The organism is Enterococcus sp. AMC1157 (assembly GCF_058216555.1).
Window position 1 is genome coordinate 1,306,405 of the sequence record NZ_CM177099.1, and the last position, 18,219, is coordinate 1,324,623.

At 34.9% G+C, this 18,219-nt stretch carries 16 protein-coding genes; 3 read left to right on the plus strand and 13 right to left on the minus strand.

The genetic code is table 11. The features are described from left to right. The first annotated feature begins 26 nt into the window (after positions 1 to 26). From AC4BBX_RS06365 to AC4BBX_RS06375, 3 genes are all read left to right on the plus strand, one after another. Entirely contained in the window at positions 27 to 1,049 is a 1,023-nt protein-coding gene (locus AC4BBX_RS06365; RefSeq protein WP_490455598.1) for a lactonase family protein, read from the plus strand. Between the two features lie 214 nt (positions 1,050 to 1,263). Further along, positions 1,264 to 1,614: a hypothetical protein gene (locus tag AC4BBX_RS06370; RefSeq protein WP_490455599.1), complete on the plus strand. Its 351-nt coding sequence runs from the start codon at positions 1,264 to 1,266 to the stop codon at positions 1,612 to 1,614. A gap of 20 nt (positions 1,615 to 1,634) precedes the next feature. After that, entirely contained in the window at positions 1,635 to 1,796 is a 162-nt protein-coding gene (locus AC4BBX_RS06375) for a hypothetical protein (protein ID WP_490455600.1), read from the plus strand. Positions 1,797 to 1,875: 79 nt separating this feature from the next. Here the strand turns inward: AC4BBX_RS06375 and abc-f are convergent, their stop codons facing one another. From abc-f to AC4BBX_RS06440, 13 genes are all read right to left on the minus strand, one after another. Further along, on the minus strand, positions 1,876 to 3,369 hold the full coding sequence (gene abc-f, locus AC4BBX_RS06380) for a ribosomal protection-like ABC-F family protein (protein ID WP_490455601.1): 1,494 nt from the start codon (positions 3,367 to 3,369) through the stop codon (positions 1,876 to 1,878). 365 nt (positions 3,370 to 3,734) lie between these two features. Beyond that, complete coding sequence (locus AC4BBX_RS06385; RefSeq protein WP_490455602.1) at positions 3,735 to 5,033, minus strand: CehA/McbA family metallohydrolase; 1,299 nt, start codon at positions 5,031 to 5,033, stop codon at positions 3,735 to 3,737. Positions 5,034 to 5,069: 36 nt separating this feature from the next. Beyond that, on the minus strand, positions 5,070 to 5,930 hold the full coding sequence (locus AC4BBX_RS06390) for a carbohydrate ABC transporter permease (protein ID WP_490455603.1): 861 nt from the start codon (positions 5,928 to 5,930) through the stop codon (positions 5,070 to 5,072). Continuing rightward, positions 5,927 to 6,835, minus strand: a complete 909-nt coding sequence (locus AC4BBX_RS06395; protein WP_490455604.1) for an ABC transporter permease subunit — start codon at positions 6,833 to 6,835, stop codon at positions 5,927 to 5,929. The genes AC4BBX_RS06390 and AC4BBX_RS06395 overlap by 4 nt, the downstream gene beginning before the upstream one ends. 18 nt (positions 6,836 to 6,853) lie before the next feature. Then, positions 6,854 to 8,248, minus strand: coding sequence for an ABC transporter substrate-binding protein (locus AC4BBX_RS06400; protein ID WP_490455605.1), 1,395 nt, complete (start codon positions 8,246 to 8,248; stop codon positions 6,854 to 6,856). Beyond that, positions 8,241 to 9,356 carry an ABC transporter ATP-binding protein gene (locus AC4BBX_RS06405; RefSeq protein WP_490455606.1) on the minus strand — a complete coding sequence of 372 codons (1,116 nt, stop codon included), beginning with the start codon at positions 9,354 to 9,356 and terminating at the stop codon, positions 8,241 to 8,243. The genes AC4BBX_RS06400 and AC4BBX_RS06405 overlap by 8 nt, the downstream gene beginning before the upstream one ends. Positions 9,357 to 9,421: 65 nt before the next feature. Then, the gene (locus AC4BBX_RS06410) at positions 9,422 to 10,405 is read right to left on the minus strand and encodes a LacI family DNA-binding transcriptional regulator (RefSeq protein WP_490455607.1); all 984 of its coding nucleotides are present in this window, start codon (positions 10,403 to 10,405) and stop codon (positions 9,422 to 9,424) included. A gap of 348 nt (positions 10,406 to 10,753) precedes the next feature. Beyond that, the gene (locus AC4BBX_RS06415; RefSeq protein ID WP_490455608.1) at positions 10,754 to 11,335 is read right to left on the minus strand and encodes a DEAD/DEAH box helicase family protein; all 582 of its coding nucleotides are present in this window, start codon (positions 11,333 to 11,335) and stop codon (positions 10,754 to 10,756) included. Between the two features lie 371 nt (positions 11,336 to 11,706). Continuing rightward, positions 11,707 to 12,135 carry a hypothetical protein gene (locus AC4BBX_RS06420; RefSeq protein WP_490455609.1) on the minus strand — a complete coding sequence of 143 codons (429 nt, stop codon included), beginning with the start codon at positions 12,133 to 12,135 and terminating at the stop codon, positions 11,707 to 11,709. A gap of 90 nt (positions 12,136 to 12,225) precedes the next feature. Next, complete coding sequence (locus tag AC4BBX_RS06425; RefSeq protein ID WP_490455610.1) at positions 12,226 to 12,855, minus strand: PepSY domain-containing protein; 630 nt, start codon at positions 12,853 to 12,855, stop codon at positions 12,226 to 12,228. A 90-nt stretch (positions 12,856 to 12,945) separates the two neighbouring features. Beyond that, on the minus strand, positions 12,946 to 14,286 hold the full coding sequence (locus AC4BBX_RS06430) for a sensor histidine kinase (protein WP_490455611.1): 1,341 nt from the start codon (positions 14,284 to 14,286) through the stop codon (positions 12,946 to 12,948). Continuing rightward, entirely contained in the window at positions 14,276 to 14,962 is a 687-nt protein-coding gene (locus tag AC4BBX_RS06435; protein WP_490455612.1) for a response regulator transcription factor, read from the minus strand. The genes AC4BBX_RS06430 and AC4BBX_RS06435 overlap by 11 nt, the downstream gene beginning before the upstream one ends. Before the next feature lie 244 nt (positions 14,963 to 15,206). After that, the gene (locus tag AC4BBX_RS06440) at positions 15,207 to 17,924 is read right to left on the minus strand and encodes a cation-translocating P-type ATPase (RefSeq protein ID WP_490455613.1); all 2,718 of its coding nucleotides are present in this window, start codon (positions 17,922 to 17,924) and stop codon (positions 15,207 to 15,209) included. Positions 17,925 to 18,219: the final 295 nt, after the last annotated feature.

Consider the following 18,219-nt stretch of genomic DNA (forward strand, 5'->3'; position numbering starts at 1 on the left):
AGATAAACTAAAAAGGAGGAATTCTCATGCTAGAAAAAATGTTTTTAGGAACTTATACGAGAAGAGAAAGTAAAGGGATCTATTCTTTAGTATTAGATACAGATAAAGAAGAATTGGTAGATTTAGAGTTGGTTACTAAAGAAACTAGCCCTACCTATCTTGCTCGCAGTAAAAAAGGCTTTACCTACAGCGTTACTGAAGTGGATGGTAAAGGGGGCGCTAGTGCCTATGATTCAGATTTCAACTTTTTAAATGCGGTGACTGAAGAAGGAGCTCCTTTGTGCTATGTTGCTGTAGACGATGCTCGTCAATTTGTTTATGGTGCAAACTACCATAAAGGTGAAGTGAATGTTTACAAAATTTTAGAAGATGGCTCTTTAGAAGCAACAGATGCTGTTTTCCATGATGAGCCAACTGGTCCACATGAAAATCAAAACACATCTCATGTTCACTATGCTGACTTAACGCCAGATGATCGCTTAGTGGTTTGTGATTTAGGAACAGACCGTGTGTACACTTATGATGTATCTGATGAAGGAAAACTAACAGAAGTCGCTACTTACGTTGCCCCTGCTGGAACAGGTCCTCGTCACTTAGTTTTCCATCCAGAAACAAATTATGCTTACTTATTCGGTGAATTAGCAAGCACAGTAATCGTTTTATCTTATGATGGTAAAACTGGTGAGTTTGAAGAGCAACAAGTACTTTCCACCCTTCCTGAAGACTTTGATGCCTTCAATGGTGGCGCAGCAATTCGTATTTCTAGCGATGGAAAATTTATTTACCTTTCAAACCGTGGTCATAATTCACTTGCGGTATTTGCCGTATTGGAAGATGGTGCTAGCTTATCTTTTGTTCAACACGTTTCAACAGAAGGTGACCACCCTCGTGACTTTGCTTTAGATCCAACTGAAAATTTTGTGATTTGTGCGAACCAAAACACGGATAACTTAACTTTATATAGTCGCGATCCAGAAGAAGGAACACTAACTTTAATCAAAAAAGATATTTATGCACCTGAGTGTGTCTGTATCTTATTTGATAAATAATTACCAGTCCTACTTACTAGGAACTCCAAGCTAGTAGGATGGTATGCGCAGTGAGAATAAAATTCAAATTTTTGTCTTTTGAAAATTTGATTACCCTAAAACGAAGTACCACTAGGAACTCCAAGCTAGTAGGATGGTATGAGTAATGAGAATCAAACATAAATTTCGTTATTTGAAATTTAATTACATTAAAAGAAATAAGGAGGGACTTACAATGTTTTCTAAATCTCCAGTCGAGTTATTGGTAAAAGATTTTTCCAATATTTATAACAAATGCCAGTCTCTTTATGAATTAGTTTCCAGTCGACGTTACAATGAAAATTTAGTCATTTTAACTACTGCGGAAGCTTACGCGATTGCTGAAAAAGCCTATGTTCGTTGCGATACTTTCAAAGAATTACAAACTAAAGAAGTAGAGGATTTTGTCAGTGCCTTTGATGTTTTTTACTTCGAATTAAAACAAGTTCTTTTCCATGAAAACGATGATTTGGAGTCACTTTATACTCGTCTAACTACTATGAGTACACAGTATGAAGAGGTCTATAAATCATTCAATCTGTTTTAATCAATAAGTGAGGGTATAGAATGGATACAATTGATGTCTTAGATCGTTTAAAGGAAGAATTAAATTCACCTTTTTTACAAATTAAATTAGCTGAAAAAGAGTATTCCGAAGAGGAGTATCAACAGTTAAAAAATGAACTTCTTCAATATTTCGATGACTATGTTCGAAATGTTGAAAACTAGATAAAATTTAAAATCCGCCTAACGACTTCGTTTCTGTCGTTGGACGGATTTTTTATTTGCCACTCTAATATAAAAATATTTATCCAATAGAAATAACTTTGCTTGCAACATTTTCTAAAAATGTTGTATCGTGTTCGACAATCAGCATAGTTGGTTGAACTTCTTGGATGATTTCTTCCAATTGTTTATGATTAAAAACGTCCAAATAATTTAAAGGTTCGTCCCAAATAAACAATTCGGCGGGTGTCGCTAAGGATTTAGCTAATTCCACACGTTTTCTTTGTCCCATACTCATATCTTCAATTCGATTTTGAAAAACTTTTCGTTCCACACCTAATTTAAAAAGATTATTTAATAAATCTTGATAGGACAAGCCATGCTCTTCGGCAAATTCTGTCAATGTTCCTCGATTGTCTTCATAATTTTGTCGGACATAACTAATAGTCACTCCTTGTGGTTGCATCACATTGCCAGTGGCTTCTCCTTGGAAAGTACCCAGTAAATATTGAATAATCGAAGACTTGCCAGAGCCATTTGGCCCTTGAATTGCCACACGATCCCCTTTAGAAATTTCAAAAGAAAGTGGCGCAAAGAGGGTTCTTTCTCCATAACTTAATTGCAATTGTTCCACAGTTAATAACTGCTTACGATGACTAGGCTGATAGTTCATACTTAGTGGATCGATGTATTCGATATCTTTTAGTAGTTGTTCTTTTTCTGCCGCTTGATCTTCCATTCGTTTGACGATTGCTTTGGAACGTTTCATCATTCGCTTAGCCCTCGCACTGGTAAAACCATCATGACCTGTTCCTCCACTACCTTTAATATGAGCATTTCCTTGATTATCACTTTCTCTTGAAAGCGACCAGTCAGCTTTTTCTTTAGCAGAAGTTTTCAAACGACCAATTTCTTTTTTCAATTTTACATTTTGTTCCTGTTCAAATTGATCCCGCATACCTTTTTGTTCTTCGTAGACAGAAAAATTTCCTTGATACAAAATCAACTGACTTTTTTCAATTGACAATACATGATCGACAACTTTATCTACAAAACTACGATCATGGCTGACGACAATAAAGCCTTGTTTTTTTCCTCGTAAATAAGTGGCTACTTGTTCTCTGGCGGTTACATCCAAATGATTGGTTGGTTCATCAATCAATGGATAATTAATATCATCCACAAATAACAGTGTCAATAATACTTTAGTTTGTTCTCCACCCGAAAGACTGGAAAAGGGGCGCCATAAAATATCCGCCTCGACTTGTAAAAGATTTAATTCTCGTTCAATCTTCCACTGCTCAAAATCCGATAATTCTTGGAGCACATAATAGGTTAATTGCTCTTTATCTGCTACTTTTTGTGGAAAATAAGTAAAGTTCAAGCGATGCTCTATCTTCCCACTATATGGATAATCCCCCATCAATAATTTTAATAAGGTGGTTTTCCCACGACCATTACGACCAATTAATCCTAATTTCCACTCAGATTGAATGGTTAGATCGGTCTGTTCAAATAGATTGGTTGTTTGGACATCAAATCCAAAGGTTAAATTTTTTATTTCAATTGTTGGCATATCATTCACCTCGACTCACCTTGACGGCAAGAAAAAATCCTCAACCATTTTCAGGAGGAGGATTCCCTAAAGAAGGGCACACAAAAAGGACCCTACTTAAAAAACTTCCACCAATCCTGAAAATCTGCACACTACTCCCTTGACGATCAAAGAATATAGTCTTGATGCAGCTTCAACAAATCGGCTTAGTTTTTCAATATAGGATCCCTCACTTCGTTTTTATTAAATTAAGAATAGCATGATTAAAAAATCTTGGCAATCAAAAATTACATTATTATTCTGGTGATTAACAAGATTAAACAAATCAATTTCTTTGCTTAAGCTAATTATAATAAGAAAAAAGGATATGACAAAAATAATTTTAGTTAATTTTTAAAATATATTGGATTAGTAAGGAGGATTCTTCGTTCAACTCTTTGATTCTTATAAAAGTAGGTTTTCCATAATTCTACTCTTAAAAAGGTAATTTCTTGGATTTCATTCATCCAATTAAAAGCTGTTTGATTAGATTGCATTGAAATCGTAAATGTTTCCTTATTCGTAATTATTCTTAGTTCCTCATCGCCTTTTAAATGCTTTAAAGACAATTTGAGCGGAATGTCACACGGAATAGTGTCACCAAAAGTAAAATCTTGACAATCAATCTGAATAATTGGAGCATCAGTATCGGATACGATAAAGCCAGCCCCATTTTTCATAGCTTGTAAAATATCATCTGGATTTCTTGAATCAGAGTAAAGATAGGTTGTCGGACAGCCAATCGGACCATTTCCATTCGGAGAGTGAAAATCACTTCCACCAATAATTGGTATTTGTTTGCCTTGGAGTAATTGTTCATGCCACCATTGCACAGCCAATTCGTTTGCTTCATCAGATAATCCACCATTCCATACCTCGATAGCATCAAATGGCACATCAAACCCCCATTCCCATGGACAATGAGGACAAAACGGATGATTTAAAACGATTAACGCTCGATTTTGTTGGACTTCATTCATTTTATCTTTTGTTTCAATTAAATTAGTCGTAACAAATGATCCAGAAAAAGGCTGTTCCACTCCTAAAAATCCTGCATGTCCTTTGTACTGCGTCCACTCCATCCCCGGAATCAACGTAACATTTTTAGATAGTAGTTGTAGGTCACGGGAAGCATAGTTGTTATGATCCGTTATAAATAAGAAATCTAATTCCATGTCTTCGGCCTGCTGAACAAGCGTTTGTTGAGTTAATTTGCCATCGGAAGCTTGCGTATGAGTATGAGTATCCCCTCTTAGCAGCTGCCTTTTTTTAGGATAAATTTGAATTGTATAAACTACTTCCACACCTTCTTCAGGAACATGGTAAGCACCAACTAAAATCATCCAGATTCCTTTCATTTTTTCAGGATTCATAAAACCTATCGAACTGGTTCTTTTTGAAAAATAGAAATCAGATCGATTGGAGCCCGCTGATCCTAGATACATTTCATCTGGTCCACTAATCGAAAAATCAATTGTAGCTTGAGGATAACTTAACTCAGTTTTCTCTTTGATTAAACGGATATCCTTTTCATACTGATAATTAATTTGTATGCGATCAACGTCTTCTTTAATTTCGAAAGTAATTGGAAGATATTGCTTTTCTACTTCTTTTACTACTAGTTTTTTGATAACGATTTTTTTCATTTTTCTTTACCCTCTTATCAGTTATTCTAGAAATAGTTACCCTTTTACTGCACCAACAGTCATCCCACTTACTAAAAATCTTTGAGCAATAATATAAGCCGCAATTAAAGGTAAGACAGAAATAACAATAGCTGCCATAATTGCATTGGGTGCTACAAACTCAGTTCCTGAATTTGCTGCACTGTTAAAAACTAAGGAGCGCAATACCATGGGCAATGTATATTTGTTTTGGTCAGATATAATAGTTGTTGGAATCATCAAACTATTCCATTTTGAAATAAAAGAGATGAACCCGACTGTTGCTAATCCGGGCACAGACAATGGTAAATAAATTCGCAAAAAGATTTTCAATTCTCCCGCATCGTCAATTCGAGCTGCTTCAGATAAGGAACTTGGAACGGATTCAAAATAATTTTTCAGTAACATAATACTAAATCCCGAAACTAAGCCATTAATAATCAATCCTGAATAAGAATTTAAAAGACCTAACCATTTATTCAAACTATAAATAGATACTAAAGTCAGCTCGCCAGGAATCATCATTGTTACCATTATAAAAGCCAAAATTCCTTTTCTAAAAGGCAAATCTTTTTTTATTAAAATATAGCCCGCTAATGCAGATAGAAAAGTTTGTAGCAGCGTTCCCACACTTGAAACAAATAATGAATTTACAAAAGGTTGCCACAAGTTTTTCCTTTGCCAGATAAAACTAAATCCTTTCGTTGAGAATTCCTTTGGATAAAAAGCGATTCCCGGAAACATTGAGGCTTGATCTGTCGAAAAAGCAATCGCTAAAATATTTAATAGTGGTACAATCATTGACATAAACAAAAGTAGTAAAAATAGATAATTCAATATTCGAATAGGAGGTGTAAGCCGGTTTTTCTTTTTTTTCATGCGGATTCCTCCTTCAACAGAAATTTGCGAATCAAAAATGTTACACTCATGGTTAGTATCAATATTAATACAGCAGCAGAAGTGGCTATTCCAACATTAAATTTGGTAATCCCATTATCAAATATATACAATAATGGTGTCCGAATCTTATCAATAATTGCTGGATTTCCCATAACAAAAACTTGCTCAAAATTAGTAAAAATCCCCATAACTGCTAACAATAAAACAGTTTTCATAGTCGGAACTAATTCAGGTAAAATAATTTTTCTAATCTGTCTTTCTCTTGAAGCTGAATCTATTTGTGCTGCTTCAAATAAATTCTCATTAATGGAAACAATACTTGCTAAAAAGAGGACTGCAGTATAACCAATCCCTTTCCATGCTCCAGAAAAAATCATAATCCCACGGGCAAAATTGGCTTCTGATAAAAATAAAATTGAATCTAAGCCCATGCTTTCTCGAATACTATTTAACAAACCATTAGCACTTAAGATATATACCCACATACCTCCAACTACTGACCAAGAAAATAAGTAGGGTAAATAAGAAGTGGTTTGAATAGCAGATTTTGTCCATTTATTTTTAACTTCATTTAGACCAATTGATAGAACTAAACCACCTACAAATGTGACAATCAATGTTCCTAAACCAATTAAGCCACCATTAATAATCGAATCTAAAAATGTTTTATCAGCTAATACTTCTTTATAATTTGCAATACCAACCCACTCTACATTTCCTAGCAGCTTACTTTTCTGGAAACTTTGGATAAAACCCATAACTAATGGTACATAGGAAAATAGGGTAAAATATCCTAGCAAAGGAATCAGAAGAACATAGATAAACAAATACTGCCTCATTTTTTTCAATCGTTTACTTGCCGATTTCTTAAAATGCTCGGTCATTTTCTTTCCCACCTTATTTTATTCTGTCACACCTGAACTAGCTAGCTCTTCTCTCATTTCAGTCAACCCATCTTCCACTGTTTTATCACCCTTAACAATTCTCAAAGCGTGCTTAGCTACGATTTCTTTGTACTTAGGTGATTCCGGTAAGAATGACTCTGTAGAAGCATAAGGCAATAAGGCTAACGCATCATCTACACCAGGATTATTAGGTAGCGGGGCCTGATATTTCTCAGAGATTGGGAAGGGCGCTCCATGGTCTTTTCCGTGACTTTCTCCTTCTGCTGTCAAGACAACTTCTCCATCTTCAATGGTGTAATCTACATTTTCAATTCCAACAGAAAGTAAATCTCCACCCTCTTGTGTGGCAAAAGTTTCTAAAACTTTCATTGCTCCTTCAATATTGTCACTGGATGCTGGAATTCCCCATAAAGAAGCTCCACCTCTAGTTAACATGTATTCTCCACTAGCATTTTTGGTACCACCATGTGGAGTGATCATAAATTCATCAGGATACATATCTCCTGCATTCACATTATATAAGCCAGTCCATGCTGCCCAGTCCACAACAACACCCGTTTGTCCAGATTGGAATTTATTTCTCAACTCTTTTGTTGTATCAGTTAAAGAACTTGGATCTAATAAACCTTCTGCATATAGTTTTTGTAACCATTCCCATACAACTTTTGATTCATCTGATGACCAGGGGACTGTTCGTTTACCACTACTGTCTAACACGATTCCACCCTTTAAAGAAGCACTAGCAAACCAAGGTTGAAGATCAAACAATTCACTTAACACGGTATTAAATGGATAAAAACCAGCGTCTGTATTTTTTTCTTTCAGCTCTTTAAATAATTGATAGTAACCATCTAGTGTTTCCTCAACATTCTTTGAAATATCATACTTATCTAGCATCGCATCATTGATATTCACAACACGTTGAATTTCCTTTTTGTTAAAACTAGCATATAACTTATCATCTAATTTTATTGCATCCCACTCTGACTCAGGAATAACACTTGTATCTGACAACACCGAAGAAGATTCAATTTTATCTGTTAAGTCTAATAATGCACCTTGATCAACTAAATCAGCCATTTGGTCTTGACCAAGATAAATTAAATCCAAACCTTCTCCACCAGCTTTTAATTTCTGCATTAGCACTTGGTTATAATCATCGGGTTTAATCATTTCAATAGTATAACCTGTTAATTTAGATAATTCCGCTTCAAATTGACGCATTTCTTCATCGTCTTTACCACCAGTTACCGATGTCAAAAGTGTCACGACTTCTTGAGTAGAAGAATTATCGGCAGATGATTCCTCTTGATTTGTTGTATTTGAACATCCTGCTGCCAATAACATAAAACTTGCTAACAATCCTGCATACATTTTTACAGATTTATTCATTTGAATTAGCTCCTTTTCTGACTATTATTTGTCCTGTTTCACAATCAAATAGATGAATTTTATTTACTTCTAATTTCATTTCATAGCAATCATTTTCTGATAATTTTGTAGAAACTATTTTTCTTACAATAATTTCTCCTTCAGGTAATTCGAAATAAACAAGATTTTCAGCACCCAAAAATTCAATAAGATTGGGCTTAATCCCATTCGCTTCTTCTGAAGTCGGCTCAATAGAGACATCCTCTGGTCGAAATCCAAGAATCACCTCCTTACCTTGATAAGAAGTGAGAGCCCTTTGATAGGTTGCAGGTAATTTAAGGGTTTGATTTGCCAATATAATTTGGTTTAGATTATCCAAATGAATTTTTAATAAATTCATTGGTGGAGTACCTATAAAACTAGCAACAAAAGTGTTCTTAGGAGCTTTATACAAGTTTTCAGGTGTATCAATCTGCTGTATTTCACCATCTTTCATTACAACAATTCTATCTCCTAAAGTCATTGCTTCTACTTGGTCATGAGTAACATAAATCATTGTTGCTTGTATTTGCTTGTGAAGAGCAGCAATCATTTTTCTTGTTTGTACTCGTAATTTTGCATCTAAGTTTGACAGTGGCTCATCCAAAAGAAAAACTTTTGGATCTTTTACTAAGGCTCTACCTAGAGCGACTCTTTGTCTTTGTCCGCCAGATAATTGCTTCGGAAGACGGTCTTCTAGATGGGTCAACTCCAAAACTGAACAAGCATGAGCAACTTTTTCTGTAATTTTCTTTTTAGGAACACGTTGATTTTCCAAACCAAAAGCTAAATTTTGTTTTACTGTCATATGTGGATACAATGCATAATCTTGGAAAACCATCGCAATATCTCTTTTTTTCACTTCTATCTCATTGACAGTCGTTCCATCAATAATCATTTCACCAGAACTAATTTCTTCTAATCCAGCAATCATCCTCAGGAAAGTTGATTTTCCACAACCTGACGGACCTACAAAAACAACAAGCTCACCTTTTTCTATTTCAAAGCTGGCATTTTTAACTGCATAAGACTCTTGATTCATTTCATTTGTATACTGTTTAGCAATATTTTTAAACTGTAAGTAACTCATAATTTTCTCCTTATTTATCTTAAAATTGATGACTTTAAAAATTGAAAATTTCTTTAATAGTTATTCTAGTTTTTTAACAATCGTACTGAATCTTTTGGATGAATCTCTGCCGGGATAAGAATTTTATGATTAAATGTATCTTCACCTTTTTCTAAACATTCAATTAATAAACTAGCTGCCTCTCTTCCCAATTCAAATTCGTTCAATTCTACTGTTGTCAGACTTGGTTGAAGTCCTTCACTTAAGAAACCTGAACAAATTCCGATAACAGAAAGATCTTCTGGAATATTTTTCCCTAAATCATGGCAAGCTTGATAAACCCCTTGAGCCATGAAATCCGAGTCAACAATTAACCCTTCGATTTTGTCATTCTCCAGTAAATATTTTGTGGCTTGATAGGCAAATAAGTTAGGAGCTTCTCTTTTTTTAAGAAAAAAATGTCTTTCTTTTTTAAAGTTGCCTTTATCTTTCAATGCTCTTTCATATCCCGTTTTTCTATCTTGAGAAACAGTTTTAGTTTCAAGACCATTTAAAAATCCAATATTTTGGATATTATTTTCAAGCATATAATGAACAACTTGTTCCCCAATTTTCTGATTATCATTATCTGTATAAGCAATCTTTCCTCGTTCACTAATTGGAGGAGTCCCTACCCAAACATGATTTGGATGATTGATAGAAATATCGTACTCATCTGGATTTAAAATTATTTTCCCATCAATTGGAAAAAAAGTGTGTGTTTCTTGGATAGTGGGTTCAATTAACAAATGGTATTTTTTCTCTCCACAGACAGACAAAATGCCATTAATTATATTCTGATGAAACACAGAATATTCATTATTCTCCATATTGAATGAGATTCCAATCACTTTTGATTTTTTAGTAGCCAATGTCTGCGCATAATAATTCGATTTATAACCCAACTCCTCAGCCGCTTCAAGCACTCTTTGGGTTAATTTTTGACTAATAAATTTTTTTTGGCTGAAGACATTTGAAACTGTGCTTTTAGAAACATTTGCTTTTTTTGCAACATCATTAATAGTAACCAATTAAATCCTCCTTAGAAAACCGGTTCGCTGAGTGCTAATATTTTTCCAACAACTACACTATATACTTCATTTGTAAAAAATAAGTTTGCTTTATGTATAAATTGCATAAAGATTGTTTGGTTTTCATAAACTAAATACAAAAAGGAACTGTAACATAAGTAGTTTAACAGTAAAATATCCGAACCATAGAAGATCGCTCTACGTTCCAACTGACTCTAGTCGCAATTTCGCCTAGAATCTCGAATATTTTAGTTTTTTTACTTATGTTACAATTCCAAATATTTATTTAATTTTTTATTAGTGAATGTCCAGTAACTTGTTTTACGGCATTTTATTTTAAATAATTTATCACAGATTAAAACGCTCTTTAATAATTTTTGCCGTGGCACTTGGTGAGATATGCGTATTATTAATCACTTTAGTTTTTGCTCGTGGTTCAATTTTTGCTAGTTCCCCTGGTAAGGAAACCAAGCGATGTTTCTCATTGGAAGTTACTAATTCATTGTGAGAAAATTGAATATCTCGTTTAGAAGGTTTTGCTGCTAGACGATCTTCTCCCACATTACGTTTAATTCTTGTTTCTAAATCAGCCACTAGCTCTACAAAATACACTTCTTCTCCCTTTGAAAGAAAAATATCGGCAATTTCTCGTAAAAATTGTTTATCATAAGTTTCGCTAAACCCAATCATCACGGTAAAAATAACTGTCTCCGTTTGATTCGTCTCTTTGTTCTCTACAAAGGCTTTAAATAATTCTTTTCGAACCATATCTGATAATTGAAAGGTTGATTTTTGATAACCTAAAAAATCAGCAAAAATATCAATTGTCTGATGATTATATAATAATTTACCATCAATGATTTTTTCTAACTCTTTTCCTACAGTCATTTTACCAACTGCTTGAGCACCGATTAAAACCACTAAGCTCATCACTTCACCTTTTTCCTACTGTATTTATAAAAAATTTAATTTCCTATTTTCTCAAAGTAAGCCATTTCAAAAACGGGAATAAAATAACGTTTTTCTAGAAAATTTCCGTGGATGTTTAGCATACCATAGCTTAGGATGAAAACCAACGTTTTTTTAATTAAATATGGGTAAGAAAAATATACAAAAAAAACCGCCAGATTGGTTAGGTCTGACGGAAAAAGGAGTAATTACTCTACTAAGGAGTAAAATGAAAAATAAAAAGGTTATTGTTGGTTATGAAATAAGTATATATCCTTAGAGAATTTTTGTCATAAAAATAACCTAATAGTTTCATTAAATATTTCTCGTTTAATTCTTTGTTTTTATCATTTTTATCTCTTTAAAAGCAAACTTGACATACGTTGAAAGGCAAAAGAGATGGCATCTGTAGCTTTGTCTTGTTTGTCTTCTGCAGCATTAAACGTTGCTGGATTCACTGTATCTGTTACACTAGCAACCATTTCTTGACAGCCAGCTACATATTCACTATACGCATTCTCTAATTTTTTATGAATTCCCATCACTCGTGCAGGTGGGCGCAAACCTTTGATTGTTACCAACATTGCTTCATATTTTTGAGTACCTTCAGCAAACGTTGCTGCAATTTCAGACAAACGTTCTGGGGAAATTTCTTCGACGTGTTCATTGTCAATTGCTGTACGAATTTCTTCATAGCATGGGTGCATGTCTTCTCCCATGGCTTCTGTATCTTGAATCACGTTACTAATTTTTTGAACGTAATAACCTAAGTTTGGTTTCATGTTTATCTCTCACTTTCATTTTTGCTCTTTTCATTTTACCTTTTTTTAAGAGTGAAAGAAAGCAGAAAAATGATTCCTAACACCTAAGCTTTAGTCATCCAATTCAACTTCTAGTACTTCACCAGTTTTTGCATCGATTTTGACATTGGTTTCTGTACGACCTTGTTCAACTTGCACATCCCAATAAACAATGCCCATTTCTTTATCTAAATCCCAATCAGTGACTTGTCCACCTTCTGCTTGCTCTTCAGCAATTGTTGTAATTTCATCTAATGGCAATAAATCAGACAAATCTAATTTATCTTCTTGGCGTTTCACACCATTTTGTTCATCTCGATCTAATTTCTCAGATTTTTCTTCACTGACTTCTTTGGTATGAACGTCCACTTTTAGTTCGTACTCAGTATCATCGTCCATTCCTTCAATTTTGTAGAAATAGTTACCGAAAGAAGAATCGACTTCAATCGATGTGATATCTGTATCAGGATGTTTTTCTTGAAAGACTTCAATTGCTTCCGCCAAAGTTACATCAAAGGTCAATGGGATGGAATCTGTAGACTGGTTAGTCCCTGTTGATGTTTCTGTTGATGTTTCTACTGTAGTCGTTTCCTGTGTGTTTCCATTTCCTGATTCAATAGGTGTCACCGGATTTTCATTGGTACAACCTGCAAATAATAATACTAACGCTAATGATCCTGAATATAAAAATAGTTTTTTCATAATTTTTTCCTCCTCATTGGTGTATCTTTATGTTACTAGTTATTTCTTTTTTTGAAATCAAAATAACATAAAGGTAAGATGAAGAAATTTTCATTTTTTAGGAAATTTCAGATGAAAAATCGTTCCTTTCGGTTGATTGTCAAAAACGACTATCTCTCCTTGATATTTGTCAACAATTGTTTTTACAATAGCTAATCCAATTCCGGAGCCCTCTGTTCGACTCATTCTAGAAGGATCGACACGGAAAAATCGTTCAAAAATCTTCGCTTTCATTTCATCCGGAATTCCAATCCCCGTGTCTTGAACTTCTACTATGATTTCTTGATCCGTTTGTTCTAAGAGCACATGAATAGTATCTTCTTTTGTTGAATATTTCCGAGCATTGTCCAAAAGATTCTGACATAGTTGTTGAAATTCTACTTCATTCGCTTGCATAGACACATCGGATTCAATACTTGTGCTGATTGTCTGTTCAGTCTGCAATTTAATTTTTTTGATTTCTTGGGAAACAAGGTTTGATAAGTCTAATTCTTGTCGTTCTCTTCCTTCGCCACCTAAAATTAACAGTTGATTGGTTAGTGTTTCCAATCGTTTGGATTCTTTATCAATAAAATCAATGGATTTAGGGATGACTTCTGGATGGGCTTGCCCTCTGCGTTTAATTAATTGAATGTGACCTCGAATAGCAGTTAGAGGTGTTTTTAATTCATGAGAGGCATCGGCAACAAATTGACTTTCTCTAGCAATGGCTTGTCGTTGCGACAATAACAAATGATTAAAGGAAGTGGCTGTTTGCCGTATTTCCAAAGGAGTTTCTGGAATAGTCAACAAATCCTGCTCTCTTGTTTCTTCAATTCCTTCCATCTCTTTTGTCATTTGTTGCAAGGTCTTACTCCAACTACCAACAAAGAAATAAATAATCAAGCTTCCAATAAGAATCGCAAAAATATTTAAAAATAAACTAATGATAATTAATCGGGTTAACATTTCAATCACAGTATTTCCATGAATTGCTAATTCCACCAAACGATTGTCTTGTTGCTGGCGATAAAAATAATAAATCTCATCCTCAGCCAAAATTATTCCTCGAAAAATTGGCAGAGTAGTCCCTTCTGATAATTGGCTAAAAATCTCTTTTCCTCCAGAAGAATAGTAAGTTGGTCCCTCTGTTAAAACAAAACGAATGGCATCTTCATCACTTTTAGCAATTGTGGCATTAGCTAAACTCTCTAAATCACTTGTTTCTGCAGGTAATTCATTCAAAGTATCCACAATTTCTTCTGCTTGATTTGCTAAATAATCGTAGACAGAATAAAAAGAAACACTGATAAAAACTAGATTAATGACGAGAAGTACCGTTGTTAGAATTAGTACAAAACGACTGGTTAATTGAAATTGAGCACTTTGTTTTTGCCATCGCTTATTTTTCATCGCTGTCCCTCAAAACATACCCCACACCTCTAACCGTCTGAACCAGTTTATCTGCGTGTTGTAATTTTTTCCTCAAGGTACGTACATAAACATCTACCACATTGGTTTGTCCAAAAAATTCATATCCCCACACACTATTTAATAACTCATCTCGGCTTTTGACTTCTTCTGGTGTTTTCATTAATTCGTGTAAGACACCAAATTCTTTAGGTGTTAGATAAATTTCTTCCTGATCGATTTTCACTTGATGTTTGGCAATATCTAATTCTAATTGTTTATATTTTAGACTTGTTTCTTGATGGGTTTCTGAATGCAGTCGTCGTTGAATCACACGAATACGCGCAAACAATTCCTCTATCTCAAAAGGTTTAGTAATGTAATCATCCAGTCCCGTATCCAATCCTTGAACAATATCTGCTGTTTGATTTTTAGCTGTCATCATGATAATCGGAACATCGCTGTCTTTTCTAATACGTCTGGCTACAGTAATTCCATCATACTTAGGGAGCATCCAATCAAGTAAAATTAAATCTATTTTTTGTGTCTGGTAATATTCCAAGGCTTCTTGACCATCTTTGGCCCAAATCACTTGATATCCTTCAAATTTTAATTCTGTTTCGATAAAGTCTGCTAAACTTTCCTCGTCTTCTACTAGTAATAATGTGATATTTTCCAAGTCAAACACCTCCTCAATTTTATTATAACCAAAGAAAAGCTCAAGCAACACTTTCAAGCATGAAGAGAAGATGAAAATTTTTTCATAATAAATAAATTCATTGTCTACAGAAATACCGAAATTTTAAAGCTAGCTTCCGTAAAGTACAGACAGTATAATCAACCGATCTGAGCCATCCTACCTCTCGGCATTCAAACGTAAAAAAACGGAGACTCAATCACGAGTCTCCGTTAACGTTGTACTATTAGTTTACTTTTACTTTCTTCGCTACTTCTCCACCTACAACTGGTAGGAAGGCTAATAAGAAGGCAAAAATTAATTCGTTTGCTGTCAATGGTACAGTGCTAAATACTGGATTTAAGAACGGCACATAAATTGCCGCCAACATAAATGCTAATGAAGCAAGTACACATTTGTTTAGGTAGCTGTTTTCAAACAATTTCATTTTGAAAATAGAAACCGATTCAGAACGAGCAGAGTACGCACGCATTAATTCACCTAATACTAAGGTGAAGAAACAACAAGTCATAGCTTCTGCATGAGCAATTGGGTCTGCATTTCCTGAGAACATTGTCGCGATTGGCGCTTGAGCATGGTAACCTACCACGTAAGAAGCTAAGGCACCAATAGCTAAGAACACACTTTGGATTGATACAGCAATTCCCATCACTTTGTTAACAACTGGTTCGGTTGGATTTCTTGGTGCTTTTTCCATCACGCCATCTTCTGCTTTTTCCATACCTAAAGCAAAGGCTGGGAAAGCATCGGTAATCAAGTTGATTGCCAATAATTGAGTCGCTGCCAAAGGAACTGGCATATTGAACAACATCGCAATAAAGATAACTAGGATTTCTCCAATGTTACATGAAAGTAAGAAGCCAACAACTTTACGGATATTTGCATAAATCGTACGACCTTCTGATACGGCCATTACGATACTTGCGAAGTTATCATCTGTTAAAATCATATCTGCTGCTTCTTTCGAAACGTCTGTACCAGTAATTCCCATCGCAATACCAATGTCGGCATTTTTTAATGATGGTGCATCGTTAACACCGTCACCAGTCATCGCTACGATATCGCCATTTCTTTTCACCGCTTGTACTAAACGAACTTTATGTTCAGGTGACACACGGGCAAAGATATTGGTTGTTTTTACTGCTTCTTGTAATTCTTCATCAGACATGCCGTTAATTTCACTACCGACAATTGTTCCAGTATCACTAGCAATCCCTAATTTTTCTCCGATTGCTTGTGCTGTAATTCTGTGGTCCCCAGTAATCATTTTTACTTGGATTCCAGCTTTTTTACATGTATCAATTGCATCTTTTGCTTCTTCTCTTGGTGGGTCAATCATTCCGACTAAACCAACAAACGTTAAGCCTTCTTCTTCTAATTGGAAGTTTTCAGCTGGTAATTCTTTATAAGCCACGGCAATTACACGTAGCGCATCTTGTGCGAAGCCTTCATTTGTTTTAAGAATTGCTTCTCTTGTTTCTTCTGTCAATGGTTCGACACCAGTTGCTGTTTTAATATTTACACAACGTTTTAGTAATTCATCTGGCGCACCTTTCGTAAACATCAATGCATTTTCAGCTGTGTGTTTATGAACCGTACTCATTAATTTACGATCAGAATCAAATGGTAATTCGTCAATTCTGGCAAAATCATTATCCCATTGCTCTTTATCCATTCCTAATTTATAACCAAGTACGACCATAGCACCCTCAGTAGGATCACCTAAAATCGTTTCTTCTGTTGGGTTAAAACTAGAATCATTACACAAAATAGCTCCTTGAACCAACAATTGGATACTATCATTTGGTACTGCTTGGCCATCTTCAGAAAGTAATTCACCGTCTGCACTATAGCCGCTTCCAGTTACGTCATACGTTTGACCTTCAAAATAAGCTTTTTCGATGGTCATTTTATTTTGAGTTAATGTCCCTGTTTTATCAGAACAAATAACGGTTGTACTACCTAACGTTTCTACGGCACTTAGACGTTTCACAATTGAATGGACTTTAACCATTCGTTGCATTCCCATCGCTAAAACAACAGTAACAACAACGGTCAAACCTTCTGGAATCGCCGCAACTGCTAAAGCAATAGCAGTCATGAAGATTTCAAAGAAGTCCATGCCACGATACAAACCTAATCCAAAGATTAGTAAAACAACTGCTAGACAAATGAAACCTAATACTTTACCTAATTGATCTAATTTTTTCTGTAATGGTGTCGATTCAACTGGGCTTTGATTTAACAAACCAGCGATGTTCCCCATTTGGGTACCCATTCCTGTTTGTGTAACAATCCCTGTTCCGCGTCCATAAGTAACAACAGTTCCCATAAATCCACTGTTGATGCGGTCACCTAAACCTGCATCTTCATCCAACACTACTCGAGCATCTTTATCAACTGGTAATGATTCTCCCGTTAAGGCTGCTTCTTCAACTTTTAAATTATTGGCTTCCACTAATCGTAAATCTGCTGGTACATAATCTCCAGCTTCCAAGATAACAATATCTCCAGGAACAATTTGATTAGACGCAAGTTCAACAATTTTTCCATTACGACGAGCTTTTACCTGTGGGCTAGCCATTTCCTTCAAAGCTTTTAGCGCGTTACTGGCTTTGTTTTCTTGGTACACACCCAAAAATGTATTTAGTACAACAATGGCTAAAATGATTGAGCCATCTAATACTTCTCCAAGAGCAATTGATACAGCTGCAGCAATGATTAAAATAATCACTAGCATATCTTTCAGCTGATCCAAAATCATTGAGAACAAGCCTTTTTCAGGTTCTCCTTGTAATTCATTGGGACCATATTCTGACAAACGCTTTTGCGCTTCCGCATCGGTAAGGCCTTCCGGTTTTGTTTCAAGCATATCAAAAACAGCTTTATCTGTTTGAGCGTAAAATGCTTGAGATGGTTGTTTCTTTGCAGTTTCTTCTGACATTTTCTTCCTCCTTAGATTTTTATACAGCAACAAGCTATTTTTATTAAAAAAAAATAGACTCGTGTATGTGCAACACATACATAAGTCTCACTAATTAAGGCAACACCAGAAAAAAAATTTCGGTTGGTGACGTTGCCACAGCGTGTATGCTGCCAGTTACTCCCCTATGAATAAACAAAAAACTATTACAAAATTATTATACAGAATTTTTGATTCCTTGACAATTTTTTTGTTAGTTTTCTGAAAAATAATTGGAAAAACATCTTCTCGTTAGATAGAGAGTGACGCTTCCAAA